This is a genomic window from Enterococcus sp. LJL90 (genome assembly GCF_056924355.1).
Map to the genome: position 1 here is coordinate 502,078 of NZ_JBXPBQ010000001.1, position 26,375 is coordinate 528,452.

Genomic DNA, 26,375 nt, shown 5'->3' on the forward strand with positions numbered 1-26,375 from the left:
AAAATAGAAATGCTACTTGAGAAATTTTGACTCAAGTGGCATTTTTTTGTTTAAAAAAGTTTAAACATATCGAAAAACGATAAATAAATATTGAAAATCATGATAAACTGCCTTTACAATTTAATTGAGGTGAGTAAATGAAATTCAAATATCTAGTTTTAAATTTAGCTTTGGTCTTAGTAGGAACAGTGGCGGCACTTTTTTGTGGGCTGTTGTCTGTGCAAGTATTTACTGGCGGCGCAATTCAAGCTCCTGTTTCAACCGGCTTACTGCTAGTTAGCCTGTATCTCAGTTTTTTTGCTGGCCTCTATGTTCTAATCAAGCTGCATCAAGTCCTGCAGCTGATTCAAGCTGATGCGGCTTTTACAGAAAAAATTATTCCGTTGGTTCAAAAAATTCGGCGGGGGATTTTGACTGTCAGCTGCCTGTTTTTAGGCAGCCTGCCTTTTTTCTACCAAGCAGCGCAAAGTGAAGATGCACCAAGCCTTGTACTGATTGGCGTTGGCATAGCAGCGATTCCCTTTGTCATTTATCTGTTTTCTGCCATTGCTGAAGAATTGTTTTTAAAGGCTTTGAGCTTGAAGACAGAGCAAGACTTCACGATATGAGGTGACTGACATGGCAATTCAAGTAAACCTCGATGTAATGTTGGCGAAGAGAAAAATGAGTGTCACGGAATTATCAGAAGCGGTGGGAATAACGATGGCCAATCTTTCTATTTTGAAAAATGGCAAAGCTAAGGCGATTCGTTTCAGCACCTTAGAAAAGTTATGTGAAGTTTTAGAGTGTCAGCCGGGGGATTTGTTGGAATACAACAAGTGACTCTTGCGACGTTGGCGAGTTTTCACCGTGGCTGTAGATTTTACCAAAATCTTTCTTTTATCCGCAAAAACTACTATAATAGGAAAAGGTGAAAAAGGGACAGCAGTTCTTTTTTCAATCATCAAATGAGGATAGTTTCGCTATTTTTTATGAAGCATTTCGTTTGAAGGAGAAGGGGAAGCATTTTGCGAATCTTATTTATTGGTGATGTCGTCGGCGCACTTGGTCGTCAGACGTTAACCACCTATCTACCCAAATTAAAACAAAAATATCATCCGCAGGTAACGATTGCCAATGGAGAAAATGCGGCGTCAGGTCGGGGCATTACGGAAAAAATTTATAAAAAATTTTTACAAGACGGCGTCGATGTGGTGACTTTGGGTAATCACACTTGGGACAATAAAAATATTTTTGAATTCATTGATAGTGCTAAAAAGATGGTGCGACCAGCCAATTTTCCTGAAGCGGTGCCCGGTATGGGGATGGTGTTTGTCAATGTCAACGGCGTGGAATTAGCCGTTATGAATTTGCAGGCCCGTTCTTTTATGGTGGATTTAGATGACCCTTTTAAAAAGGCTCAGGAATTAGTCGCAGAAGCCCGCAAACGGACCTCCTTGATTTTTCTTGATTTCCACGGGGAAACGACCAGTGAAAAACAAGCGATGGGCTGGTTTTTAGATGGCAAAATTTCTGCGTTAGTTGGAACCCACACCCATGTGCAAACCAATGATGCCCGTATTTTACCAAAAGGCACAGCCTTCTTGAGTGATGTCGGCATGACCGGTCCTTATGATGCCATTTTAGGCATGAAAAAAGAACCAATTATTGAAAAATTTCTGACGGCTCTACCGCAACGTTTTGAAGTAGTTGAAGAGGGCCGCAGCATAATGGGCTGTTGTGTGATTGATTTAGATGACAACACCGGTAAAGCGAAAAAAATTACCCCAATCCAAATTTCTGAGGACCATCCTTTTACAGAATAATGGAGAGAAAGAAGTTTAAATGTTAGAAGACAAAGCCCTGCAAGTAGAGTTAGATAAGTTAACGACCCTGATTGAGGAAAACGAAATTATCATTCGCTTTCGTCAAATTGAAAAACGGGTCAATGATAACCAGCAGCTAGCCAAGCTGGTGGAAGAGATTAAAGAAGCGCAAAAAGCTGCCGTTCAATATGAACACTATGACAAGCCAGAAGCCAAAAGACAGGCGCTCGCTTTAGCCGATCAGCTAACAGCGGAGTTTGACAATCATCCCCTGGTGATTGCCTACCGGGAGCAATTGGTGGAGGCGAATGATTTATTGCAGCACTTAACCCATAAAATTCAAAAATCCGTTAATGATGCTCTTGAGGAGTCAGCGGAATAAAAATAGAAATGAAGGAGTTTTTTGAATGCCTCAAAAAACGAAAAATACTCCGATGATGGAACAATACTTAAGCATCAAGGCTCAATACCAGGATGCTTTTTTGTTCTACCGTTTAGGAGATTTTTACGAAATGTTTTACGAAGATGCCGTTAAAGGTGCCCAGATTTTGGAATTAACCCTGACTAGCCGCAATCGCAATGCCGATGACCCAATCCCCATGTGCGGTGTGCCTTATCACTCGGCCCAAGGCTATATTGATACTTTAGTGGCTCAAGGTTATAAAGTTGCCATCTGTGAACAGATGGAGGACCCTAAAGAAGCTAAAGGCATGGTCAAACGGGAAGTCGTGCAACTGATTACACCGGGAACAGTCATGGACAGCAAGGAATTAAATGCCAAAGAAAATAATTTTCTAACGGCCGTCATTTATGAAGCGGCCAGCGGTTATGGCTTTGCTTATGCAGATTTAACTACAGGAGAATTAAAAACCGCTTTTCTAAAAGATGAGGAAAGTGTTATCAATGAAGCCAGTGCATTGCAAACCAAAGAAATTGTTCTAGGCTCAGAAATTCCGGAAAAATTAGAGCAGGATTTAACCAATCGATTGAATCTGATTTTTTCAAAGCAATTAGAGACTGTCGACAATGCTGAATTATCTTTTTTAACAGCAGATTTAACTCAAGCCTTAGAAAAAGAGGTGACGGGTAAATTGCTGACCTATCTGTCTTTAACGCAAAAGCGCAGTTTAGGGCATTTACAAAAAGCAGTAGAATATCAGCCGGATCATTATTTAAAAATGGATTTTTACTCTAAATTTAATTTGGAATTAAGCCAAGCTATTCGCAGCGGCAAAAAACAAGGGACCTTACTCTGGCTGCTGGATGAAACGAAAACCGCTATGGGGGGGCGGCTCTTAAAGCAATGGCTGGATCGGCCCTTGATTCAAGAGAAACAAATTTTCAGCCGCCAAGAAATGGTTCAGTCGTTAATTAGCGCCTTTTTCGAACGGGCTGATTTGCAACAAGCTCTGACAAAGGTTTATGATTTAGAGCGCTTAGCCGGCAGAGTCGCCTTTGGCAGTGTGAATGGGCGTGATTTATTGCAACTAAAAACTTCATTGGAACAAATTCCTAAAGTTCGCCTGCTGCTAGAAGGCATCAACCAAGGGGAATGGAATGATTTGTTAGTTTCGTTGACCCCGATGGATGATTTGGTGGACTTGATTGATCAAGCTATCAATGAAGATGCACCGCTACAGATTACCGAAGGAAATATTATTAAAGATGGCTTTAACGAGCAATTAGATCAATATCGGGAAGCGATGACTAATGGCAAAACTTGGCTGGCAGAATTAGAGGCAAAAGAACGACAAGAAACCGGCATTAAAAATTTGAAAATCGGCTTCAATCGGGTCTTTGGGTATTATATTGAAATTACCAAGTCGAATTTAGCCAATTTAGAAGAGGGCAAATACGACCGCAAACAGACCTTGGCCAATGCTGAACGCTTTATCACGCCGGAACTGAAACGGTTAGAAACGATTATTTTAGAAGCCGAAGAAAAATCAACGGATTTAGAATATCAAATTTTTACCGCCGTCAGAGAAGAAGTCAAAAAAGAAATTCAGCGCCTACAAAAGCTAGCCAAAGCTGTTAGTTCAGTAGATGTGCTGCAAAGTTTTGCGACCATCTCAGAGCGCTATCAATATGTACGCCCTACTTTAAAGAGTGCTTCGCAAAAAGTTGCGATTGTCGATGGTCGCCATCCAGTGGTCGAAAAAGTTTTAGGGCATCAAGAATATATTCCAAATAGCGTCTTGATGAATCCCGAGGAAATGATTTTATTAATTACTGGACCTAATATGTCCGGTAAAAGTACCTATATGCGACAACTAGCATTGACTGTAATCATGGCGCAGATGGGCTGCTTTGTGCCGGCGGAATCAGCTGAGCTGCCGATTTTCGACCGGATTTTCACCCGGATTGGTGCCAGCGATGATTTAATCGCCGGCCAGAGTACCTTTATGGTGGAAATGATGGAGGCCAATCAAGCGTTGCGCCATGCCACGCCAAATAGTTTAATTTTATTTGACGAGTTGGGACGGGGAACGGCGACCTATGACGGGATGGCGTTGGCCCAAGCCATCATCGAATATATTCATAAAAATGTACGGGCGAAAACTTTATTTTCAACCCATTATCATGAGTTGACCGCTTTGGATGAAAAATTACCGCAACTGAAAAATGTCCATGTCGGGGCGGTGGAAAAAGATGGCGATGTCGTCTTCTTGCATAAGATGATGGACGGTCCCGCTGATAAAAGTTACGGGATTCATGTGGCTAAAATTGCCGGGATGCCTCAAGAATTATTGAGTCGAGCGGCGACCATTTTGACGGCTTTGGAGTCAGAGGAAAAGCCGACGATTGCGCCAGTTAAGGCGGCAGAGGACGGTCCGGTTCAGATGGATTTATTCAGTGAAGTTTCTACAGAAGAATTAGGTGTTCTAGATAGTCTGAAAAAAATCAATCTGTTGGAAATGACCCCGATGGAAGCCCTCAATAAATTATTTGAGCTGCAAAAAAGAATTTAAATTTACAGAGGAGGCTGTGACATTAGTTAAAACAGAGCCGGATTTTTCGAACGGTATCTAGTGAAAACCACTAAATATTGTTAATTTGCGATTCGGACCTACTGGACCGCAGGAGCAAATAAAATATAGTTCGAGATTTCATCTGTTAAAAAGACTATTGTCACAGGCTCTCCTATTAAGAAAAGAGGAATTGCGATGGCTAAGATTCAAGAACTTTCGGAAAGCTTAGCAAATCAAATTGCGGCTGGCGAAGTGGTGGAACGACCGGCTTCAGTCGTCAAGGAATTGATGGAAAATGCGATTGACGCCGGCAGCAGCCAAATTGATATTTTGGTGGAGGAAGCTGGCTTGAAATTAATTCAAATCACCGATAACGGCGAGGGGATTGCCGATGAAGATGTGGAGAATGCTTTTAAGCGTCACGCCACCAGTAAAATTCATAGCCGTGATGATTTATTTCGCATCCGTACGCTAGGTTTTCGCGGCGAGGCATTGCCGAGTATCGCCTCTGTTTCTGAGTTGACGATTGAAACGGCCGTTTCGGATAGCCCAGAAGGCAGTTTTGTAAAATTAAAAGGCGGCCGGATTGAAGAACACCGGCCAGCACCTCTGCGGCAGGGGACCAAAATTTCAGTCAGCAATTTATTTTTTAATACACCCGCCCGATTAAAATATGTTAAATCCCTGCAGACGGAATTAGCTAACATCGGCGACATCGTCAATCGTCTAGCCTTAAGCCATCCGCAGATTGCCTTTCGCCTAGTCCATGACGGCAATAAAATGCTGGCAACCACTGGCAACGGTGATTTAAAACAAGCGATAGCTGGTATTTATGGCATGACAACAGCCCGTAAAATGTTAGCCATCGAAGCGGAAGATTTAGATTTTCAAGTGAAGGGCTTTGTTTCGCTGCCGGAAGTCACCAGAGCCGGCCGAAATTATTTGTCGACGATTATTAACGGTCGCTACATTCGCAATTACGCTCTAAATAAAGCCATCGTTAATGGTTATGGTTCGAAATTAATGGTGGGGCGTTTTCCGATTGCTGTTATCGAAGTGACGATGGACCCTTTGTTAGTCGATGTCAATGTCCACCCCACCAAACAAGAGGTGCGGCTGTCTAAAGAAAAGGAATTGACCGATTTAATTTCTGGAGCCATTAGAGAAGCGCTGCAGGAGGTTAATTTAATTCCCAGCGCAGCTGACAATCTGCGCTTCAAGAAAAAAGTAACGGACCAGCCAAAATCAGAACAAATTGAGATGGAGCTATCGGCATCCCTCGACAGCCGTCCCAATCGTAAACCAAGTTCTTTGGCCTATGACCCGGCGACGGGCAGCTTTTATGTTAAACAACCTGCGCCTGCAGAATTCGCGGAAAGCTCTAGCGAAAATCCTAGTGAAGCTTCTAGTGAAAGCTCTAAAGCATATCGGCAGTCACCGGAAATTGCTGAAAATTATCCGCCATCAGATTATCAAATTTTCGATAACGGCGTGACGCAGGAGACTGGTGGGGAAGTGCCAACCTCAGATGAAGGCCACTTTGAAAATTCTGCTGAACAACCGCTGCCGCAAGAAGAACAAGCTAGCATTAATGCTGATGATAAATTGACAGCAGATGAATCTGCAGCCCAAGTTGATGAAGAAGTGTATGAAGAGGATTTGAAGCTGCATCCTGAATTTGATTTTGCTCAGCAGGACAGCAGTCGTCTGTTGGACCAAACGATTCAACGGTTGGAAAAAGAAGAAACCTTGGCAAGCGGCTTTCCGATGCTGGAATATTTTGGTCAGATGCACGGTACCTATCTGTTTGCCCAAAGCAAGGCCGGCCTTTACATCATTGATCAGCACGCCGCCCAAGAACGAATTAAATATGAATATTATCGGGAAAAAATTGGTGAGGTGTCTAATGACCAGCAGGAATTGTTGATTCCTTTTGTTTTAGATTATCCCAATAGTGATGCCCTCAAACTAAAAGAAAAGCTGGCTGTCTTAGCCGATGTAGGCATTGAGTTGGAAGAGTTTGGCCAAAATAGTTTTATCGTGCGGGCTCATCCGACTTGGTATCCCGCCGGTGAAGAAGAAAGCATTATCAGAGAAATGATTGACATGCTTTTATTAACAGGGTCAGTCAGTGTCAAAAAGTTTCGGGAGGCGACAGCTATTATGATGAGCTGTAAAAGATCAATCAAAGCCAACCACTATTTAAACGAGGCCCAAGCACGGGTCTTATTACGGGATTTAGCAGAATGTCAAAATCCTTATAATTGTCCCCATGGTCGACCAGTTTTAATTCATTTTACAAATTCAGATATGGAGCGGATGTTTAAACGCATTCAAGATCCCCATTAATAAGGAGTTTTACTATGGATATTATATTAGCATCCCAATCTCCCCGGCGAAGAGAATTATTAGCTTGGCTAGTGCCGGCTTTTTCAGTGATGCCGGCTGACATTGATGAAGAAGTCAAAGATCAATATGCACCGGTCGACTATGTAAAAAAAATGGCAGCGGATAAAGCTGCGGTAATTGCGTCAGAACATTCTGATGCCTTAGTGATTGCCAGTGACACGATTGTGGTAATCGACAATCAGATTTTAGGCAAACCCGTTGACCGGGCGGCTGGCTTTGCTATGCTGAGACAATTAAGCGGTCGGACTCACGATGTGTATACAGCGGTGACTATGCGCCAAGGCGATAAAATTTTTCATGAATTAGCGACTGCCAAAGTTACTTTTTATGAATTAACAGATCAAGAAATCAATCGCTATTTGGACACTGGTGACTATGCAGATAAGGCAGGTGCCTATGGTATTCAAAGCTTAGCGGGAACTTTTGTTCAAAAAATTGATGGTGATTATTACAGCATCGTCGGTTTTCCAATTGGTGTTGTCCAGAAAATGCTTAATCAATTTAACTAAAAAAAATGGCTCGTTGCGGGATTTGCGCAACGAGCCATTTTTATCTTTAACTATTGATTTCTGCTTCGCCTAATTCTTCGCCGGCTGTGACAGTACCGACTTCGGTTAAGACTAAACGATCAATTTTTTCAGCATTGGTTAAGGCAACGACAATTTCAGTTTTCTTACCGGCCGCTTCAACAGCCGCCCGATTCATAACTGCGACTTTTGTTGTTGGGGTGACAGTGTCGCCCTCAGCTACTAAAATTTCAAAGGGTTCGCCGTTTAATTCAACGGTGTCTAAGCCCATGTGCAGTAAAATTTCGGCGCCGGTTTCAGTTAAAATACCAATGGCGTGTTTTGTGCCAAAGATAGAAGTAATTTTCCCGTTGACTGGAGCGTATACATCGTCATCAGTTGGTTGAATGGCATAACCATCCCCCATCATTTTTTGTCCAAAGACAGGGTCAGCAACTTCGGCCATCGGAATAATTTTACCAGAAGCTGGCGCATAAAGAATTTCCGTTGCTGTTTCAGCGTTGGTAGGCATGCTAGCGGTAAAGTTGGCAGCATTTGGATTGCTGCCGTTTGCACCAGCGCCAGCCGTTGCTAATTCATCGACATACAGCTCACCAGTTTTTTCATCGACAGGATCAAGTTTATTGAAGATTCCTTGACGACGGAAGAAGAGTGTCAGAGCAATTGGAACAACAACGGCAATCAGCATTGCGATGGCAAAGGCAATCATTCCGCCGCCTTCCGTTGTATTGATTGCCAAAATTCCTGGTAGACCGCCGACACCGATAGAGTTGGCCCGGACGCCCATTAAAGTCGCAAACATTCCCGCTAAAGCAGAACCTGTCATGGCAGCGACAAATGGATAAACGTATTTCAAGTTAATCCCAAACATTGCTGGTTCAGTTACTCCTAGATAACAAGAAATTGTTGCTGGAATTGAAATTTGTTCTTCTTTTTTATTGCCCCGGTGAGCGAAAATAATCGCTAAGACCGCAGAACCTTGTGCAATATTTGATAAAGCAATCATTGGCCAGAGATTGGTCGTGCCAAAATCAGCTACTAATTGCATATCGATCGCATTGGTCATGTGATGCAAACCAGTGATAACTAACGGTGCATATAAGAAACCAAAGACTGCTCCGAAAAGCCAATTCAATGAAGAAGTCAGGCCAGCGTTGACGATACTTGAAATCCATGAACCAATTGTCCAACCGATTGGCCCTAAAATAACGTGGGCCGCCAAAATAGTTGGGAGCAATGAAAGCAACGGTACAAAAATCATCGAAATCGCCTGTGGAATATGTTTTCTAAAGAAAATTTCCAGATAAGCTAAGAGGAACCCAGCGAGCATTGCCGGAATAACTTGTGCTTGATAGCCAATCATTTGAATTTGGGCAAAACCGAAATCCCAAACAGGAATATCAGCCGCAGCTGTGCTGGCAACAGAATAAGCATTTAATAATTGCGGTGAAACTAAAGTAATCCCTAAAACAATTCCTAAGATTTGCGTGGTGCCCATCTTCTTAGCGATACTCCATGTGATACCAACAGGCAAGAAGTGGAAAATGGCTTCCCCTGGTAACCATAAGAAACCATTGACACCCGCCCAAAATTGGGAGTGCTCGACAATCGTACCGCCTAAAGAATCAAAAGAAATTCCTTCTAAAACATTCCGGAAACCTAAAATTAGCCCCCCGACGATAATTGCAGGAATAATTGGTGTGAAAATTTCTGCCAACACACTAATTGCCCGCTGGACCGGATTTAAATTTTGTTTAGCAGCAACTTTTCCTTGTTCTTTAGAAACCCCTTCGATACCAGAAATTTCTTTAAAATCATTGTAGAAAACGGAAACATCATTTCCGATAATTACTTGGAATTGTCCAGCGTTGGTGAACATCCCTTTAACTGAGTCAATTTCTTCAATGGCGTCTTTGTCTGCCTTGGCAGTATCGTTTAAAACAAAACGCATCCGGGTTGCGCAATGGGTGACAGCGGCAATGTTTTCTTTCCCTCCGACTTCCTTTAGCAACTTCTCAGCATCTACTTGATACTTTCCCATGTTCTTGGCTCCTTTCAAAAATAGCTTGTATAAGCAAGTTGTCTTGATGGATTTATAATAGCATCCGAAAAGAGAATAAGCAAGCGTTTTCTGCAAAATTGTTTTTGCGGTTAAAATTCGCTACTGACACTTCTAAATAACGTTACTTATATTAAAAAAGCTATTCAATTGTTAATTGAATAAAATGTTAAGCGGTTTCAAAAAATGTTTTAATCACGAAATTTTAGAAAAAAAAGCCTAACAAGTGTTTTTGATAAAATTTAACTGCTCCCCTTGAAAAAGTTTACATTTCAATTTATAATCGAATTAACTTGTATATACATGGAAGGTGATAAAATGAAAAACTTAACCATCACAGAAATCGACGAGCAATTTATTTTGACACTGGCGACAGAAAAATATGTTTTTTCAACTGATAGTACAGCAAGCGATATTCTTGCTTCTATAAAAGATTCACAGATAACTTCAGCAATAGAAGTGATTCATCTTGATTTAACAAATAAGTCGGGGACACTCCAAACCAAAGCTAAATCATTAGCTAAGGAATTATCAGAAACCTTAAATGTTCCGTTAGTTTTTGTCAGTCAGCAAGAGGAAACAGATGATGTCTGGCAGTTTAACTATTATGATTTGAAACAAGGGAAAGAAGAATACTCAATCGAATCAATGCTGACTGTCGGCAATGGTTTTATCGGGCTGCGGGGGACGACGCCGGAGATGACCATCAGTGATGATTTTTATCCAGCGACTTATTTAGCTGGCGTTTATAATGAAACGAAATCAGTTGTCGAGGGTCAAGAAATCACTAATGAAGATTTGGTGAATGTCCAAAGCATGCAGGGCTTGTCCTTTGCAATTGATGGAGAAGTTTTTAATTTTAGTCAGGGACAAATTTTGGAAATGGAGCGCACGCTGGCATTAAACAGCGGTCTATTCACCAGCCGCATGATTTATGAAAATCAAAAGGGTCAGCAAGCTTTAGTCACCACTGAAAAAATTGTCAGCATGGCGCAGCGTAATCTCTATAGCCTGCGCTATCAAGTCACACCGCTTAATTTTTCTGGCGAAATTACGATTTTTGCTGAAGGCAATGGCGCTATTTTTAATTACAATGTGGCCCGTTACCGCAGTTTGAATCAACAGCACTTAGAAATTGACGAGATTAGCGGGATAGGGACTAACGCAAAAATTATTGCTCACACTAGTGATTCTAATATTGCAATTAACCAAGAAAGTAAATTGCAAAGTTATCCTGAGACAACATGGGAGACGGCTATTTCAGAAAAGAAAATCCAGCAGACTGCCAAATTCACAGCAGCTCAAGGGGAAACCGTGACTGTTGAGAAAACAGTTTTTGTCGAAATTTCGACCGCAAAAAAAATTCAGCAGCCAACAGAATTCCCTAACTTTTCTGAGGTCTTCCAAGCTTCAAAAAAAGCTTGGGAAAAATTATGGGAGCAAGCCGATATCAAAGTGGCGAGCGACTATATGTCGCAAAAACTATTGCGGCTGCACACCTTCCATCTACTGGCTTCTGCTTCGCCGCTCTCTGCCAAGGAAATTGACGCCTCGGTGACTGCTCGTGGCTTACACGGTGAAGCTTATCGCGGCCATATTTTTTGGGATGAATTATTTATTTTGCCGTTTTATATTATGCATTTTCCAAATGCTGCAAAACAATTGCTGCAATACCGGTATGACCGTTTACCAGAAGCTAAAAAATTGGCGGAACAGGCCGGCTATCAAGGAGCGATGTTCCCGTGGCAGTCTGGTTTAACCGGTGATGAGCAATCACAGGAAATTCATTTAAATCCAGTCAGCGGTGATTGGGATGAAGATCACAGTCGCTTGCAGCGGCATGTTTCTCTAGCCGTGGCCTATAATTTTTGGTTGTATTATCAAAATACGCTGGACCAAGAATTTATGACAGAAATGGGTCTTGAGATGCTGCTGGAAATTGCGAAATTCTGGCTGAAGATTGCCGAAAAAGATTATGATGGCCGCTATAATATTAATGGCGTGATGGGGCCAGATGAATTTCATGAGGCTTATCCAAATCAAGAAACTGGTGGTCTAAACAATAATGCTTACACCAACATGACGGTGGTCTGGCTTTTTGAAGAAATCGCAAAACTTTTTGCAGAAATGCCAGCTGTAGCAGTGGCGGAGATTCGCCAGAAAACTGATTTTTCAGCTGCAGACAGTAAGCAAATGGAAGAAATTTGTCACGGCTTGAATTTAGAAATTAACGAAGCCGGGATTATCGCTCAATTTGCGAATTATTTTGAGCTAAAGGAAGTCGATTGGGATTATTACCGGGAGAAATACGGCAATATTTATCGAATGGACCGAATTTTGCGGGCTGAAGGGGAATCAGCTGATGATTATCAAGTAGCCAAACAGGCGGACACTTTGATGACCTTTTATAATTTTAGTAAGGAACGAATTGATCAAATCTTAGCGGATTTAGGGTATAATTTACCAGAGGATTACTTAGAAAAAAATCTGGATTATTATTTAGCCCGCACCTCCCACGGCTCGACCTTGTCGCGGGTAGTCCATGCGCAACTGGCGGAAATAATTGATAATCAAGATTTAGCTTGGCAGCTATACCAGGAGGCTTTGTATTCGGATTATCGGGATATTCAAGGGGGCACCACGGCTGAAGGAATTCACGCCGGTGTAATGGCGGCGACTTTGTATATCACGTTAACCACCTTTGCGGGACTGGATATTCGCCAAGATAAATTAATCCTGCAACCAAAATTACCAAAGGGTTGGCAAGAACTACAATTCAAAGTTAAACGGCGGGGGATTCATTTCAGTATCGCCATCCGCAAAGAGACCACGACAATTTTAGCTGACCAGGACGTTGAAATTGAGTTCAACGGGAAACAAATTTTCTTAACCGGCAATCAAGCGACAACCCTTGATTGTCTAGCAATGACTAATTAATATTGGAGGAATACTCGTGAAAAAAGGTTTTGTATTTGATTTAGACGGCGTGATTACTGATACGGCCAAGTACCATTACATCGCTTGGAAAAATTTGGCGGATAAAATTGGTATTTCCATTGACTTAGAGTTCAATGAACAATTGAAGGGTATCAGCCGCATGGATTCTTTAAATCGGATTTTGGCTCATGGCGGCAAAGAAAATGAGTTTACAGAAGCGGAAAAAGCCGAACTAGCAGCAGAAAAAAATACCGAGTACGTTGAATTATTACAAGGCTTAACCGAAAAAGATTTGCTGCCGGGAGTGGCTGAATTTTTAGCGGAGGCTCAAAAATTAAAGGTGCCGAGTGCGATTGCTTCGGCTTCTAAAAATGCGCCATTTATTTTAGAAAAATTAGGCGTTGCCGCTGATTTTGTGGGCATCGTGGACCCAAACACTTTGAAAAAAGGCAAACCAGATCCAGAAATCTTTATCCGGGCGGCTGAAATTTTAAATATTCAGCCTGAAGAAGCGATTGGCTTTGAAGATGCTCCGGCTGGTATTGAAGGAATTAAAAAAGCCGGCATGTTTGCTGTCGGTGTATTGGCTAGTGAACCTTTGGCGGGTGCAGATATTACTGTGCACCGTTTAGATGAATTATCAATTCCAGACTTGCTGAAAAAATAGGGAAAGGAGCTGCGGGGATGAATAAGTTCAATGAAATATTTTTAGACTTGGAAAAAAAGATTTTAGCCGGCGATTATCCCCCACAAAGCCTGCTCCCTAGTGAAAATCAGCTGATTAAAATCTATGGCGTCTCCCGTGAAACGATTCGTAAGGCGCTGACCCTGTTAACCAACGCCGGTTATATTCAAAAAAAGCAGGGCAAGGGTTCGATTGTCTTAGATATGAATCGCTTTGATTTTCCGATTTCCGGTCTGACCAGCTTTAAAGAGCTGCAGGAAAGCCAACACATCCCCAATGAAACGATTGTCGTGGAGTTAGGCGAGGTATTAGTTCGCCAAAAATTGGCAGATGTGACTGGCTGGCCCAAGGGAGCTGAGGCGTGGAAATTAATTCGCCAAAGAAAAATCGGCGGAGAAGCAGTTATTTTAGACCGGGATTTTCTTTTAAAAGAAGCAATCCCACAATTGCCGAAGGAACGGGCGCAGGATTCAATTTATGAATATTTTGAAAATGAATTGAATTTGGACATTGCTTATGCCCAAAAAGAAATCACCGTTGAGCCTGCCAATGAAGAAATGCAGGAGCTGATGGATTTAGGTGAGGATACCCATGTGGTGATTGTCCGCAGTTTAGTTTTCTTAGAGGACACTCGCTGTTTTGAATATACCGAGTCGATTCACCGTTTAGATAAGTTTCGTTTTGTCGAATTTGCCAGACGCCGCAAGGGCTGAGCATATGGTTCGCAATTTTTTCTGATTGGCATTATGATAAGCCCATCTAAGGCTTCCAGAAAGAGATGATTAAAATGAAAAAAGAAGAATTAGACCAAGCGAAACTTAAAGAAGAACTATCAGATATTTCTTATGCGGTCACCCAAGAAAACGCAACGGAACGACCATTCACTGGTCAATATGATGACTTTTACGAAAAAGGCATCTACGTCGACATCGTCAGCGGTGAACCCCTATTTAGTTCAACCGATAAATACGATGCTGGTTGCGGCTGGCCAGCCTTCAGCAAGCCGATTGTCAAAAAAGGCGTCAAAGAAAAGGCTGACTTCACCCATGGTATGCATCGTGTAGAAGTCCGCAGCCAAGAAGGCGACTCCCATTTGGGTCACGTCTTTAATGATGGTCCAGTTGATCAAGGCGGTTTGCGCTATTGCATCAATTCCGCAGCCTTGAAATTTATTCCTGCTGACAAAATGGCGGCAGAAGGCTACGGTGAGTATTTAGATTTAGTTGGATAAGGTGTTAAACTGTCAGAGACACATTCTCTGGCAGTTTTTTTGCAAAAATAGGTAATTTTCCTGACTTGATAACCCACTCCAAACTCACTGCGTTTTATGCTACAATAAAAAGCGAACGTATGTACTAGCAAATGAAAATTTAGTTAGCAGCAGGAAGGGAAAAATATGTACGAATATTTAAATGGTGTGGTGACGTATATCAGCCCGCTGTATTTAGTTGTGGAAAATCAAGGAATCGGTTATCAGATTGCGATGGGTAATCCTTATCGTTATAGTAGTCAGCTGGATAATCAGGTGAAGATTTATCTGCACCAGGTGATTAGAGAGGATGCTCAGTTATTATATGGCTTTGAAAATCTGGAAGAAAAGCAGCTGTTTTTAAAATTGATTAGCGTCTCTGGTATTGGTCCGAAAAGTGCGCTGGCTATTTTAGCCAATGATAATCACAGTGGCTTGATTCAAGCGATTGAAGCTGACGACGTGACTTATCTGACGAAGTTTCCTGGCGTTGGTAAGAAGACTGCTCAGCAAATGATTTTAGATTTGAAGGGCAAGCTTGGAGAGTTAGTTGCTGATTTTCCGGTTGAAAAAGTCCCGACAGCCGTTCATGCAGCCGATTCTGCTTTAGCGGAGGCGTTAGAGGCTTTGGCGGCATTGGGCTATAGCGAAAAAGAGGTTAAACGAATAGCGAAATTATTGCCAGAGACTGCCGGACAAACCACTGACCATTATCTACGAGAAGCTTTGAAATTACTTATGAAAAAATAAATGGAAGGGAGCGGCATAGATGGATGAACGAATTGTTTCGCCAAGTACAAATGATAATGAAGAAATCATTGAAAAATCCCTGCGGCCGCAATTTTTAGCCCAGTATATCGGCCAAGATAAAGTGAAGCAGGAATTGACGATTTACATTGAAGCGGCGAAAAATCGCGAAGAGGCCTTAGATCATGTGTTGCTATATGGTCCGCCGGGATTAGGGAAAACTACGATGGCCATGGTGATTGCCAATGAAATGGCTGTGAATATTCGCACCACCAGCGGGCCGGCAATTGAACGCCCTGGAGATTTAATTGCAATTTTAAATGAATTGCAGCCGGGGGATGTTTTATTTATCGATGAAATTCATCGTCTGCCTCGAGTTGCAGAAGAAATGCTTTATTCTGCGATGGAGGATTTTTACGTGGATATTATGGTGGGGCAAGGTACGACGGCTCATCCCGTGCATTTTCCGCTGCCACCGTTTACTTTAATCGGTGCGACCACACGGGCTGGCATGTTGTCAGCACCTTTGCGGGATCGCTTCGGAATTATTTGTCATATGGAATATTATGAAGATGCAGACCTAAAAGAAATTGTCCTGCGTTCGGCTGATATTTTTCAAACAGAAATTGTCGAAGAGGGCGCCTATGAAATTGCCCGCCGCTCCCGTGGCACCCCGCGGATTGCCAACCGTTTACTAAAACGAGTGCGGGACTTTGCTCAGGTGCAAGGTGACGGTGTTATTCATCGGAATATTGCTGATCAAGCACTAACCCTTTTACAGGTGGATCAAGCGGGCTTGGATTATGTTGACCAGAAATTATTAAAAACCATGATAGAATTATATGGCGGTGGTCCGGTGGGGCTAAGCACGTTGGCGGTGAATATCGGCGAGGAAATGGAAACCGTTGAAGATATGTATGAGCCCTTCTTGATTCAAAAAGGTTTTTTACGCCGCACGCCTCGAGGTCGAGTCGTAACGGATTTTGCTTATCTGCATTTTGGCTTGCAGGCCAATTCTTAAAACTTAGGAGGCTTTATGGCGACTGCGACGAAACAAGACTTGGCCAAGGCATTATTAAAATTAGCCCAAGCAGAACCCTTTAAAAAAATTAGTGTCCAAAAATTAACTGAGGCTGCCGGGATTAACCGGCAAACCTTTTATTACCATTTCTCTGATAAGAATCAGCTGCTGCGCTGGGTCTATCAAGAGGACTCGCTGCATTTTTTAGATGCCACTGAGGTGAATATTGATAATTGGGAAGAACAAGCGTTAAAGATGCTGACAGCGATGAACAGCAATCAAAATTTTTATCAGCATACTGTCAAAGATAATGCTGAGATTTTGGTGCAGGAATTTATCACCGTGATTCATCAGCTCTTTATTAAACTTTTTGAAAACATGGATGTCGAACATGAGCTGTCTGCTGAAGACAAGCAGTTTTATGCCCGGTTTTTCTCCTATGGCTGTTCCGGTATTTTGACTAGCTGGATTTTAGAAGGCTTTCAGGAAACGCCGTTAGAAATTTCTGTGCAGCTGTTTCGTTTGGCTAAGGATACTGAATTTTTCTCCTATCGACTGTATGCCAAAGAACAATCTGATGAAAAGTGGGGGTCTATATGAAAGTAATTTTTGTCTGTCTCGGCAATATCTGCCGTTCACCGATGGCCGAGGCTGTTTTTCGACAAAAGGTGGTAGAAGCGGGCTTAGAAGATAAAATTGAAATTGATTCAGCAGCTACTAGCAGCTGGGAGGCCGGTAACAGGCCGCATTCTGGCACGCAAAAGGAATTGCAAAAACACGGGATTGATTATTTAGGGATTGTCTCTCGTAAAATCACAGCCGCTGACTTTGCTGAGGCTGATTTTATCATCGGCATGGATGACATGAATTTGGCGGATTTGGCTGAGTTGAGTCAGCCAAAGTTTCAAGATAAAATCTTTGCGATGCTGAGTGTTGTTCCCGGAAAGGAAAGACAAGCGATTGCCGATCCTTATTATACTGGAAATTTCCAACTGACTTACCAGTTAATTGAAGAAGCCAGTGAAAAGTGGTTGGAAAAAATCCAAAAACAATTATAAAAAGCGTTTTAATGGGGCTTTAACCCAAAAATAAATAGTGAATATTGAAAATATGCATTTTTTTTGGTAAAATATAAGAGTGTTGCCTTTGTTTAAGGAGGTTGTTTTGATGGCCAATAAAGAAAAACCGAAAAAGAAATTAGCCATGCTCTTGTCTAAAAGTAAGCTGAGCGCTTTTTTAGATGAGTCAGTCAGTCAAGCTGAACAAGAAGTAGCCCAGGAAAACATTGTGCGCCAATTACAATTGGCGGCTTCACAAAAAAGTACCGTGGTGCTGCGCTTGCAAGAGGATAACTCTGACATTTTTGAAACGGTCTCTGGGTGGGTGGCCAGCAAAACTGTCGGAAAAGAACATGTGATGTTAAAAGTTGCTGGCGATCAGCAGCAGATTCGGATGATTCCGATTCCCCATATCAAAAAAATCAGCATGCTCTCCCCGAATGGTGAGCGGCATAAAGCGTCAAAATGAAATAGGTAATTTGGTTTAAAAACAAGTGTTGCTAGAAGCTCTTTAAAAGAGACTTTCAGCAACACTTTTTTTGCCTAGAATGGATAAATTCTTCTGAGGCAACTTGCTTTTTATTTTCTAAAAAACTGCTAAAAAAACCGCCAAGCATGGCTTTAGCAACCTGACTTAGCGGAAATTTTTTTGATTAGTTATTACTTAAATCGTCACCATTTGTAGCGATGACTTTTTGGTACCAGTCAAAGGATTTTTTCTTAGAGCGGTCCAGTGTGCCTTGGCCTTCATCATCTAAATCAACATAGACAAAGCCATAGCGTTTGCTCATTTCCCCTGTGGAAGCACTGACTAAGTCAATACAGCCCCAAGGAGTGTAACCGATTAAATCAACACCGTCTTCAATCGCTTCAGCCATGGCTGCGATATGACGTTGCAAGTAGTCAATCCGGTAATCGTCAACGATTGAGCCGTCTGCTTCGATTTTATCATAAGCGCCCAAGCCATTTTCAACGATAAAGCAAGGAACTTGGTAGCGATTATAAATTTCATTTAAAGCAATGCGCATGCCTTCAGGGTCAATTTGCCAACCCCAGTCGCTGGCTTCCAAGAAAGGATTTTTCACGCCGCCTAAAAGATTGCCGGCAACCTGAGCGTTGTCTTCAGAAACGATATCGACAACAGCTGACATGTAATAGCTAAAGCCAACATAATCAACAGTATGTTCTTTAATCAAAGCAAAGTCTTGATCTTCGACTTCTAAATCAGCCCAAGTGATGCCATGTTCTTTAAAGAAACGATTGGTGAAGGCTGAATATTTACCTCGGACTTGCACGTCCGCACAGTAGAAGTTAAATTCTTGATTTTGTTTAATCGTTGCCATTTGGTTAATTGGATTTGAATCCATACTGTAAGTAGTTGCGTAGATAATCATACAGCCGATTTGCAAATCAGGATTTAATTCATGGCCAATTTTAACTGCTTTGGCACTGGCAACAAATTGATTGTGCCAGCCTTGGATGATGCTCTTGAAATCTTTGGCGCCGGTTTTATTAATCAAGCCTTGGCTTAAAACAGGAGCGTGGAAAGAAGAATTAATTTCATTGAAGGTCATCCAGTATTTCACTTTGCTGTGGAAACGAGTTAAAACAGTGTTAGCATATCTTCCGTAAAAATCAATCAATTGGCGATTTTTCCAGCCGCCGTAAGTCGTCGCTAAGTTTAAAGGCATTTCATAATGGGAAATTGTGATAACCGGTTCGATGTTGTATTTCAAACATTCGTCGATTAATTCATCGTAAAATTTCAAACCAGCTTCGTTTGGCTCCATCTCATCCCCTTGAGGAAAAATTCGTGACCAAGCGATAGAGAAACGGTAGCATTTGAAGCCCATTTCCGCAAACAAAGCGATATCTTCTTTAAAACGATCATAGTGGTCAATACCCCGATGGTTGGGATAAGTATATTTGCTTTCGTCGATACTCCAGTCAAAGTCGTCGCTGGCTAAGATGGCTAAACGCTCTTTGCCCCCAGGCATTGCGTCAGCAACAGATAAGCCTTTGCCGTCGCGGTCAAACGCGCCTTCTAATTGATTGGCAGCCGTTGCGCCGCCCCATAGGAAATTCTCTGGAAATTTTGACATTGATTGACACTCCAATTCTTTATATTTATTTTACTGTAAACAGTAATTGGTCCCCAAAATCGATATCGCCGGTGGTTTTAGATTGGACAACATCTAAATAATCCGCCGAGTTTGTGACTATCACCATTGTAACAGTATTTAAGCCACTTTCGGAAATTTTATCTTGATCAAAAGTCACTAATAAATCGCCAGCTTCAACGTGGTCGCCGACTTTAACGGCTGCCTCAAAGTATTTGCCGCCAAGGGTTACAGTATCAATCCCAACGTGAATTAAAATTTCAGCGCCATCATCAGCAACAATCCCAATGGCATGTTTAGAATCAGGTAACACGGTAATTTCACCAGCAACTGGCGCAACAACTTTGCCTTCACTAGGTTCAATCGCAATTCCCTTACCCATAATCCCAGATGAAAAAGTTTGATCAGGTACCGTTTCTAATGGCACGATATTGCCTTTTAAAGGCGCAACGATAAATAAATCATCGGCTAATTCAGTCGCTGTTTTAGCAGCTGGTTCAGTTGTAACACCATCTTCATCTTTGACATCTTCAAAGCCAAAGACAAGAGTTAAAACAAATGGTAAAACAATTGCCAAAGCAAAGCAGCTGATGGCAACAATTAAATTGGTTAAGCTTGAGCTATCAGAGAAGACCGGAAGAGCGAAGAGACCGATAATTCCAGAAAGTCCAAAAGCACTTAACGTGAAGTAGCCGCCAACACCGCCTAGAATGGCGGCAGAAATCATCGCAAAATAAAATGGTTTTTTAACCTTCATATTAATCCCGTACATCGCCGGTTCAGTAATCCCAAAAATTGCGGAAAGACCAGCAGAAAAAGCTAATTGACGGAAGGCTTTATTTTTTGTGCGAATCCCAACGGCAAAAGCAGCGCCGCCTTGTGCAGCGTTACTGATTAACATTGCTGGTTGCACCATTGAATCGAAACCAAAAGAAGAAATACTTTGAACGACAACTGGTGTAAAGGCGTAATGCATCCCAGTCATAATAATTAACGGCATAAATCCAGCCAGTAAAGCACCAGCTAACGGACCAGCCACGTTAAACAACCAAACGAAGAAGTTGGCGATGACTTGACCAACGTTAGTGCCTAATGGTCCCACAACCCAAAGAGTGATAGGAACCGTGATTAATAGCGTAATCATCGGTGTAAACATAAAAGTTAAGGTATCAGGCATAATTTTCTTGACGCCCTGATGGACATATTTCAATAGAATAACTGCTAAAATAATTGGGATAACACTAGAGGAATAATTAACGACCGGTAAAGCAATGCCAAAGAAATCAAAGCTAGCCGCTTCAGTAATTCCTCGTGCAGCATCTAAGAAAGTCGGATACATCATGGCACCGGCAATCGCAAGAGCCAAAAATTCACTAGTTTTCAGTTTGCGGGCAGCTGTCACCGCTAAGAAAAATGGCAGGAAGAAAAAGACGCCGTCGCCAATGGCATACAAAACTGAATAGGTTTCACTAGTATCAGACAACCAACCTAAAACGACAAACAGTGAAGTGAAACCTTTCAATAAACCAGCACCCGCTAAAGCTGGAATAATCGGTGTGAAAATACCAGACATGGTATCCATCACTAAAGATAAAATACCCTGTTTTTGACCGGATTTGGCTCCGTCGCCAGAACCGCCGCCGACAATTTTATCGACTTCTTCAAAGGCATCGCCAACTCGATTGCCAATAACAACTTGAAATTGGTCGCCGGAAAATTGCGCCCCCATGACGCCGTCGATTTTTTTGATTTCATCAATTTTGACTGCATCTTTGTCGTTTAAGTTGAAACGCAAACGGGTAACGCAGTTCCAAGCAGTGGCAACATTTTCTTTGCCGCCGACATTTTTAATTACATCTTTTGCTAAATCTTGATAATTTACTGCCATTATCTTTTCTCCTTTAAACATGACTTTATATAGTAAAAGGCGCGCGCCCTTATTACTCGTTTTTGAATAAAAAAATACCCAAATAAATTGAGACTGACAGCCTAAGCTTGTGCAGTAACAATTTTATTTGGGTAATGCCTGATTGAATCAGTAACAATCCTTAATAAAATAAGATATATTTAGTTTTCCTGAATGACTCTTTGAATGTGCAGAGTCAGATACAGCATTTCATCTTCAGAAAGCTGCCAGCTCTTTTCAGCCGCCAGATACTGGCTGACCTTTAGGGCTGCTTGATAAGATTTTTTATATTTTTCCTTGACTACATCTAAAATTCCGCTGGCCTGCAGGACATCATTTTCCTCATGATTAATCTTTCGCAAAATGAAATAACGCAGGTGGGTGATAAAGCGGGAGTAGCTCAACGAATCTTCCTTCAATTCTAGATGCAAATGATAGCTGATAATATCTAAAATCCGCTGAATAATCGCCGTCATATTGGCGGCTTCGTCGGCTTTGGCAAAGTTGCTGCTGGCGTTTAAAAAATGATACGTCAGATAGACTTCTTCGGCCGGCGGTAATTGAACGCCGGTCTCGGCCTTGACTAAGGCAATCGTTTCTTTGGCCAACTGGTATTCCTTAGGATAAAATTTCTTGATTTCAATTCTGGTGAAATCTTCAGCGTCGGCCACCGTAGCACCTCGAACAATAGCATATTGCAGATGGTCTGCTAAAGCGAAAAAATTAGTGGTGGGGAAGGTTGTCCCCATTTCCTGATCCGCTAAACCGGTAATTTTAGTCGTGACCGCTAAAATCTTAGGGTCAATTTCGTTTACAGCCTGAGCGATTGCTGTATAGCTGGCTCCAGGTTCTTGATCAGCGATAAATTTTTTCTCAATCAAACTTTCATCAACCGCATCGCCGGCTTTTTTATTAAAGCCGATGCCATTGCCTAAGATAATATACTCTTTATGATTGTCATCTTCCACGAGGGCGACATTATTATTGATCTTTTTTAGATATCTCATAAAGTTCTCCCCAAAAAAAATGCCTAAATAAACTATGCGCTTTGATAGTCCATTTAGGTTATGCCTGATCGAATCAGTAACAATCCAGAATTATTTTTAAAACAATAAAAATAATATAAACCCTTTTGAAACCGATGTCAATAGTTTTGCTGAAATTATTTGACCGGGATTTTTTAGCGGCGACAGTGGCGAAGTTTATTATCGACTAGCTTTTAATTAGCTAAACTGATAATTTAAAATGGCCTAACCAGAAAGGACTAAGCTTGCATTAAGCCGGTTAGCAAGCATCCATATTTTCGGAAGGCCAGCGACTTGTTCACAAAATTTCTTTTATACAAAAGAAAAAAAGAGTATGGAAAGAAGGCACTATTCTTAATAAAATAAGAGTAAGAAAACGATTTCTAAATCGAGGAGGAACAAGATGACAACGACAAATGTATTTCCGGAGAATTTTTTATGGGGGGGCGCCGTAGCAGCTAACCAAGTGGAGGGTGCTTGGCTTGAAGACGGTAAGCTGCCAAACGTCACGGATACCTTGATTGGTATTATGAACACCAAGCCCAGCATTGCTTGGAATGAAGAACAAGGAATTTGGGAATTAAATTTAGAAAAAGACCGGGCCTTTTTATCCCACGAGGCCGTTGATTTTTATCACCGCTTTGAAGCAGATATCAAATTAATGAGCGAGATGGGCTTAAAGGCTTTTCGCACGAGTATTTCTTGGGGACGAATTTTCCCTCGAGGCGATGAAGAAACTCCAAACGAAGCGGGCTTGGATTTTTATGACCGTTTGATTGACACCTTATTAAAATATCAGATGGAGCCTGTGATTACCCTTAGTCACTATGAAACTCCTTTTGCTTTACTGGCTGAGTATGGCGGCTGGCAAAACCGTCAATTAATCGAGTTCTTTGATCGCTATGCCAGCATTATTTTTGATCGTTACAAGGGAAAAGTGAAATATTGGATGACCTTTAACGAAATTAATAATGCCTTTAGAATGCCTTACGCAGCTGCTGGCGTGATTAAATTTCCGGCAACTGATCCTAATGAGCCAATTACAACCTTAACTAAAAAAGAAATCTATCAAGCTGTCCACCATCTGTTTGTTGCCAATGCTTTAGCAACGAAGTGTATGCAAGCAACTGACCCAGATGCGTTGATGGGCGTGATGTGCAGTTTTTCTTCACTGGCAACCTATCCGATTGACTGCAATCCTGCCAATGTCTTCGGTGCCTTAGAATTTAAACGCAATTCCTATTTATTTTCCGACGTTATGTGTCGCGGTCATTATCCTGGTTACGTTAAACGGATTTGGCGTGAGGAAGATTGCGCACCAGAAATTGCTGATGGCGATTTAGCGTTGTTAGCGGATTATACATCGGATTATATTGCCTTTAGTTATTACCGGAGTACGGTTTTCAGTGTCGATGCAGAAATGCGGGTGGATACTGGCGGTGCCAAGGGCTTTGACAATCCCTTCTTAAAGGAAAAAGCGCCTGAACCATGGAACTGGCCAATTGATCCTTTAGGTTTGCGTTATGTGATGAACGAGTTAACTGACCGCTATGAGCTGCCATTATTTATTGTTGAAAATGGCTTGGGCATTGATGAAGGCCCGGATGAAAATGGTCAAATTTTAGACACGGAAAGAGCCCGCTATCTAAAAATGCATATTGAAGAAATGGCGGAGGCGATTCAAGACGGCTGTGATGTGATTGGTTATTTATGGTGGGGCCCGATTGATATTGTTTCGGCTGGCACCGGTGAAATGAAAAAACGCTACGGCTTTATCTATGTCGACCGTCACAATGATGGCTCTGGTAGCTTTGACCGTTTGAAGAAGGCCAGCTTTGATTATTACAAACAAATCATTGATACCAACGGACTGGATTTAACCATTAATTTTTAGAGAACTGTCAAAAAGATGATATATAGGACCTGAACTATCCTTAAATTTTCCTACTGAGCAGCTGATTACTTCATATCAATCAGCTCAATAAAGAAAATTTTTCTGTGGTAGTTCAGGTCTTTTTGCGGCAGCCTATTTATTTCCCAGCGGAATTTGACTAAAATGACAACGAGAGGAGTGGTCTCGATGAATTTAACCCGTCGCCAATTGGAGCTGTTGGTGTATTTAGCCAACACCAATCTATGGCTGACTAGTGAAAAACTAGCTGAACAGATCCACACAACTAAAAAGACAGTTCAAGCAGAAATTAAAGATATGTTGGATAGCCATCCTGAAGAAATCCAAATTGAAAGTAATAAACGCAAAGGCTATCATCTGGTGTATTTAGCACCAGAATTGCAGACGCAAATTGTTATGGAAGTCAAAAAGCACAAGATGTATTCCAGTATGAATTTCCGGGCTTCAACGATGATTATTTATTTAATTTTTCAAGAGGAGTATGTCAGTATGCAGCAGCTGGCAGATACGTTTTTTCTTTCTAAGACGGCTGTTTCTAATGAAGTCAAAACGATTCAGCGCTGGGTCAATCGCAATCCTAATCTGGAGCTAGAAGTCTCCAACCAAAAAGGCTTGAAGATTCATGTCACAGAAGATATGCGGCGAATTTTTGCTTCGATGGTGGGAACGCAATCGGTGTTATTAGAAAGCCGATTGCCCGCAGATTTTATTGAAGAAGTGTTGGCGTTGATTCCTCTCATTCAAAATTTTTTACAGGAAATTTTGATTGAAGCCAATTACATTATTTCCGGTGAAGATTTTTTGCGGTATGCCCGCTATCTTGCGTTGACCATTGCCAGAGGCCGACGCCAATATTCTTTAGAAGTGTTTCCAGTCAATACATTGTTGGTTCCGGTTGTTGAAAAAATCGTAGCAGCGATTGCCACTGAATGCGGCTATCAAGTAACTGTGGATGAACACCGTGCTTTAGGCAATCGGCTATTGGAACTCAATTACCTCTTTTTAGATAATCAAGAAAATTTAGTGATTGCCCAAAAACTATTGAAATTTGAGGGGGCAATCATTGATTTTTTAGCATTGCCAACGGAAAAATTATTTGTCCGCAGCGATGCCTTGGTGATGCATATCCAACAGATGGAATTACGAATGACAGCCGGCCATAATGTTTTAAATCATTTCGCCCAAAAGACATTGGCGAATTATCCTTTAGAAGCCTATTTAGTCCGGCGGTTTTTCCCGATATATTTTGATTTACGGCCGAATTTAGCTGAGCTTTCCTATTTAGTTTTGTATTTAGCAGAGAGTTTGGAAAGCTATCGCAGCGGGGAAACGCTGCTGGTGGTTAGCAATCAATCCTTTAGTATTTTAAATGCGTTAAAACGGAATTTAGAGGACGCTTTGCAGCGGAAAGTTCGCCAAGTTCAGATTGAACCGGTATATCTCTTTGAAGCCCGCTTAAAAGAGCAACAGCAATTTAGTTTAGCCCTGACCACAGAACAAGAAATCGTCTTTAATTATCCCGGCTTCAATTTTATTCCCAGTGTTCTGACGGAAAATGAGTTGAACGAGCTGAGCAATGAGTTATATCAGCAAATAAATGAAAAAGAAGAAGCCTTTAAACAGGATTTTCTAGCGAAGTATTATAATCAGGAAAGCCAGATTGTCGTTAAGAAAAAAGTCGCGGATTTACAGCAGCTAGTGCCGGCGACAAAGGATTTAATTACCCTGCCAATTACGGCAAAAGTCTTGTTTGCCTGTGAAATCAAAGATAGCGGTACGACTCAGATTCGACAATACCAACTGCAGGAGGCAATCGTCTATCAGCAGCGGAAGATTCAGACGATTATCCATGTTTCCTATGTCAAAAATTCCTTGATGCTGCCGGAATTTTCCGCCATCAGTGAATTGCTAAGCGACCTCTAGCGTTCAAGCAATTTCCTTTT

At 41.7% G+C, this 26,375-nt stretch carries 22 protein-coding genes; 18 read left to right on the forward strand and 4 right to left on the reverse strand.

The window, feature by feature from the left end; all coding sequences use genetic code 11:
* Window positions 1–137: 137 nt before the first annotated feature.
* The 7 genes from AC1Z3S_RS02230 (at window position 138) to AC1Z3S_RS02260 (ending at window position 7,695) form a co-directional block, all read left to right on the forward strand.
* Window positions 138–608 carry a DUF2975 domain-containing protein gene (locus AC1Z3S_RS02230; protein ID WP_461738995.1) on the forward strand — a complete coding sequence of 157 codons (471 nt, stop codon included), beginning with the start codon at window positions 138–140 and terminating at the stop codon, window positions 606–608.
* Between the two features lie 10 nt (window positions 609–618).
* Window positions 619–822, forward strand: coding sequence for a helix-turn-helix domain-containing protein (locus AC1Z3S_RS02235; RefSeq protein ID WP_461737073.1), 204 nt, complete (start codon window positions 619–621; stop codon window positions 820–822).
* Window positions 823–1,007: 185 nt separating this feature from the next.
* Window positions 1,008–1,805, forward strand: a complete 798-nt coding sequence (locus AC1Z3S_RS02240; protein ID WP_461737072.1) for a TIGR00282 family metallophosphoesterase — start codon at window positions 1,008–1,010, stop codon at window positions 1,803–1,805.
* A gap of 19 nt (window positions 1,806–1,824) precedes the next feature.
* A complete protein-coding gene (locus AC1Z3S_RS02245; protein ID WP_461738996.1) occupies window positions 1,825–2,187 on the forward strand; it encodes a YlbF family regulator in 363 nt (120 codons plus the stop codon).
* A 25-nt stretch (window positions 2,188–2,212) separates the two neighbouring features.
* The gene (gene mutS, locus AC1Z3S_RS02250) at window positions 2,213–4,777 is read left to right on the forward strand and encodes a DNA mismatch repair protein MutS (protein WP_461738997.1); all 2,565 of its coding nucleotides are present in this window, start codon (window positions 2,213–2,215) and stop codon (window positions 4,775–4,777) included.
* Window positions 4,778–4,972: 195 nt separating this feature from the next.
* Window positions 4,973–7,126, forward strand: a complete 2,154-nt coding sequence (gene mutL, locus AC1Z3S_RS02255) for a DNA mismatch repair endonuclease MutL (protein ID WP_461738998.1) — start codon at window positions 4,973–4,975, stop codon at window positions 7,124–7,126.
* Between the two features lie 14 nt (window positions 7,127–7,140).
* Complete coding sequence (locus tag AC1Z3S_RS02260) at window positions 7,141–7,695, forward strand: Maf family protein (protein ID WP_461738999.1); 555 nt, start codon at window positions 7,141–7,143, stop codon at window positions 7,693–7,695.
* Window positions 7,696–7,741: 46 nt separating this feature from the next.
* Here AC1Z3S_RS02260 and treP read toward each other — a convergent pair whose 3' ends face one another.
* Window positions 7,742–9,754, reverse strand: a complete 2,013-nt coding sequence (gene treP, locus AC1Z3S_RS02265) for a PTS system trehalose-specific EIIBC component (RefSeq protein WP_461739000.1) — start codon at window positions 9,752–9,754, stop codon at window positions 7,742–7,744.
* 336 nt (window positions 9,755–10,090) lie between these two features.
* Between treP and AC1Z3S_RS02270 the strand changes: the two genes are divergently transcribed.
* The 9 genes from AC1Z3S_RS02270 (at window position 10,091) to AC1Z3S_RS02310 (ending at window position 17,938) form a co-directional block, all read left to right on the forward strand.
* On the forward strand, window positions 10,091–12,709 hold the full coding sequence (locus AC1Z3S_RS02270) for a glycoside hydrolase family 65 protein (protein WP_461739001.1): 2,619 nt from the start codon (window positions 10,091–10,093) through the stop codon (window positions 12,707–12,709).
* A gap of 16 nt (window positions 12,710–12,725) precedes the next feature.
* A complete protein-coding gene (gene pgmB, locus AC1Z3S_RS02275; protein ID WP_461739002.1) occupies window positions 12,726–13,376 on the forward strand; it encodes a beta-phosphoglucomutase in 651 nt (216 codons plus the stop codon).
* Window positions 13,377–13,393: 17 nt separating this feature from the next.
* Complete coding sequence (treR, locus tag AC1Z3S_RS02280; RefSeq protein ID WP_265456356.1) at window positions 13,394–14,107, forward strand: trehalose operon repressor; 714 nt, start codon at window positions 13,394–13,396, stop codon at window positions 14,105–14,107.
* A gap of 74 nt (window positions 14,108–14,181) precedes the next feature.
* On the forward strand, window positions 14,182–14,625 hold the full coding sequence (msrB, locus tag AC1Z3S_RS02285; protein ID WP_265456354.1) for a peptide-methionine (R)-S-oxide reductase MsrB: 444 nt from the start codon (window positions 14,182–14,184) through the stop codon (window positions 14,623–14,625).
* A 165-nt stretch (window positions 14,626–14,790) separates the two neighbouring features.
* Window positions 14,791–15,393 carry a Holliday junction branch migration protein RuvA gene (gene ruvA, locus AC1Z3S_RS02290; RefSeq protein WP_461739003.1) on the forward strand — a complete coding sequence of 201 codons (603 nt, stop codon included), beginning with the start codon at window positions 14,791–14,793 and terminating at the stop codon, window positions 15,391–15,393.
* 19 nt (window positions 15,394–15,412) lie between these two features.
* On the forward strand, window positions 15,413–16,411 hold the full coding sequence (gene ruvB, locus AC1Z3S_RS02295; protein WP_461739004.1) for a Holliday junction branch migration DNA helicase RuvB: 999 nt from the start codon (window positions 15,413–15,415) through the stop codon (window positions 16,409–16,411).
* A 15-nt stretch (window positions 16,412–16,426) separates the two neighbouring features.
* Complete coding sequence (locus AC1Z3S_RS02300; RefSeq protein WP_461739005.1) at window positions 16,427–17,011, forward strand: TetR/AcrR family transcriptional regulator; 585 nt, start codon at window positions 16,427–16,429, stop codon at window positions 17,009–17,011.
* Window positions 17,008–17,469 carry a low molecular weight protein-tyrosine-phosphatase gene (locus tag AC1Z3S_RS02305; protein WP_461739006.1) on the forward strand — a complete coding sequence of 154 codons (462 nt, stop codon included), beginning with the start codon at window positions 17,008–17,010 and terminating at the stop codon, window positions 17,467–17,469. The genes AC1Z3S_RS02300 and AC1Z3S_RS02305 overlap by 4 nt, the downstream gene beginning before the upstream one ends.
* 109 nt (window positions 17,470–17,578) lie before the next feature.
* Window positions 17,579–17,938 (forward strand): hypothetical protein, encoded by a 360-nt coding sequence (locus tag AC1Z3S_RS02310; RefSeq protein ID WP_461737060.1) that lies wholly within the window; start codon window positions 17,579–17,581, stop codon window positions 17,936–17,938.
* Window positions 17,939–18,122: 184 nt separating this feature from the next.
* Here AC1Z3S_RS02310 and AC1Z3S_RS02315 read toward each other — a convergent pair whose 3' ends face one another.
* From AC1Z3S_RS02315 to AC1Z3S_RS02325, 3 genes are all read right to left on the reverse strand, one after another.
* Window positions 18,123–19,571, reverse strand: coding sequence for a glycoside hydrolase family 1 protein (locus tag AC1Z3S_RS02315; RefSeq protein WP_461739007.1), 1,449 nt, complete (start codon window positions 19,569–19,571; stop codon window positions 18,123–18,125).
* Window positions 19,572–19,596: 25 nt separating this feature from the next.
* Window positions 19,597–21,477, reverse strand: a complete 1,881-nt coding sequence (locus AC1Z3S_RS02320) for a beta-glucoside-specific PTS transporter subunit IIABC (protein ID WP_461739008.1) — start codon at window positions 21,475–21,477, stop codon at window positions 19,597–19,599.
* A gap of 179 nt (window positions 21,478–21,656) precedes the next feature.
* Window positions 21,657–22,502 (reverse strand): PRD domain-containing protein, encoded by an 846-nt coding sequence (locus AC1Z3S_RS02325; protein ID WP_461739009.1) that lies wholly within the window; start codon window positions 22,500–22,502, stop codon window positions 21,657–21,659.
* A 421-nt stretch (window positions 22,503–22,923) separates the two neighbouring features.
* Here AC1Z3S_RS02325 and AC1Z3S_RS02330 point away from each other — a divergent pair, with 421 nt between their 5' ends.
* Together AC1Z3S_RS02330 and AC1Z3S_RS02335 are read left to right on the forward strand one after the other, a co-directional pair.
* Complete coding sequence (locus tag AC1Z3S_RS02330; RefSeq protein ID WP_461739010.1) at window positions 22,924–24,414, forward strand: glycoside hydrolase family 1 protein; 1,491 nt, start codon at window positions 22,924–22,926, stop codon at window positions 24,412–24,414.
* Between the two features lie 186 nt (window positions 24,415–24,600).
* Window positions 24,601–26,355 (forward strand): helix-turn-helix domain-containing protein, encoded by a 1,755-nt coding sequence (locus AC1Z3S_RS02335; RefSeq protein WP_461739011.1) that lies wholly within the window; start codon window positions 24,601–24,603, stop codon window positions 26,353–26,355.
* Window positions 26,356–26,375 lie beyond the last annotated feature (20 nt).

What these genes read in the sequence shown, in the direction of transcription:
- AC1Z3S_RS02230 (WP_461738995.1), top strand. Translation starts at nt 138, where the DNA reads ATGAAATTCAAATATCTAGTTTTAAATTTAGCTTTGGTCTTAGTAGGA.
- AC1Z3S_RS02235 (WP_461737073.1), top strand. Translation starts at nt 619, where the DNA reads ATGGCAATTCAAGTAAACCTCGATGTAATGTTGGCGAAGAGAAAAATG.
- AC1Z3S_RS02245 (WP_461738996.1), top strand. Translation starts at nt 1,825, where the DNA reads ATGTTAGAAGACAAAGCCCTGCAAGTAGAGTTAGATAAGTTAACGACC.
- mutS (WP_461738997.1), top strand. Translation starts at nt 2,213, where the DNA reads ATGCCTCAAAAAACGAAAAATACTCCGATGATGGAACAATACTTAAGC.
- mutL (WP_461738998.1), top strand. Translation starts at nt 4,973, where the DNA reads ATGGCTAAGATTCAAGAACTTTCGGAAAGCTTAGCAAATCAAATTGCG.
- AC1Z3S_RS02260 (WP_461738999.1), top strand. Translation starts at nt 7,141, where the DNA reads ATGGATATTATATTAGCATCCCAATCTCCCCGGCGAAGAGAATTATTA.
- treP (WP_461739000.1), bottom strand. Translation starts at nt 9,754, where the DNA reads ATGGGAAAGTATCAAGTAGATGCTGAGAAGTTGCTAAAGGAAGTCGGA.
- AC1Z3S_RS02270 (WP_461739001.1), top strand. Translation starts at nt 10,091, where the DNA reads ATGAAAAACTTAACCATCACAGAAATCGACGAGCAATTTATTTTGACA.
- treR (WP_265456356.1), top strand. Translation starts at nt 13,394, where the DNA reads ATGAATAAGTTCAATGAAATATTTTTAGACTTGGAAAAAAAGATTTTA.
- msrB (WP_265456354.1), top strand. Translation starts at nt 14,182, where the DNA reads ATGAAAAAAGAAGAATTAGACCAAGCGAAACTTAAAGAAGAACTATCA.
- ruvA (WP_461739003.1), top strand. Translation starts at nt 14,791, where the DNA reads ATGTACGAATATTTAAATGGTGTGGTGACGTATATCAGCCCGCTGTAT.
- ruvB (WP_461739004.1), top strand. Translation starts at nt 15,413, where the DNA reads ATGGATGAACGAATTGTTTCGCCAAGTACAAATGATAATGAAGAAATC.
- AC1Z3S_RS02300 (WP_461739005.1), top strand. Translation starts at nt 16,427, where the DNA reads ATGGCGACTGCGACGAAACAAGACTTGGCCAAGGCATTATTAAAATTA.
- AC1Z3S_RS02305 (WP_461739006.1), top strand. Translation starts at nt 17,008, where the DNA reads ATGAAAGTAATTTTTGTCTGTCTCGGCAATATCTGCCGTTCACCGATG.
- AC1Z3S_RS02310 (WP_461737060.1), top strand. Translation starts at nt 17,579, where the DNA reads ATGGCCAATAAAGAAAAACCGAAAAAGAAATTAGCCATGCTCTTGTCT.
- AC1Z3S_RS02315 (WP_461739007.1), bottom strand. Translation starts at nt 19,571, where the DNA reads ATGTCAAAATTTCCAGAGAATTTCCTATGGGGCGGCGCAACGGCTGCC.
- AC1Z3S_RS02320 (WP_461739008.1), bottom strand. Translation starts at nt 21,477, where the DNA reads ATGGCAGTAAATTATCAAGATTTAGCAAAAGATGTAATTAAAAATGTC.
- AC1Z3S_RS02325 (WP_461739009.1), bottom strand. Translation starts at nt 22,502, where the DNA reads ATGAGATATCTAAAAAAGATCAATAATAATGTCGCCCTCGTGGAAGAT.
- AC1Z3S_RS02330 (WP_461739010.1), top strand. Translation starts at nt 22,924, where the DNA reads ATGACAACGACAAATGTATTTCCGGAGAATTTTTTATGGGGGGGCGCC.
- AC1Z3S_RS02335 (WP_461739011.1), top strand. Translation starts at nt 24,601, where the DNA reads ATGAATTTAACCCGTCGCCAATTGGAGCTGTTGGTGTATTTAGCCAAC.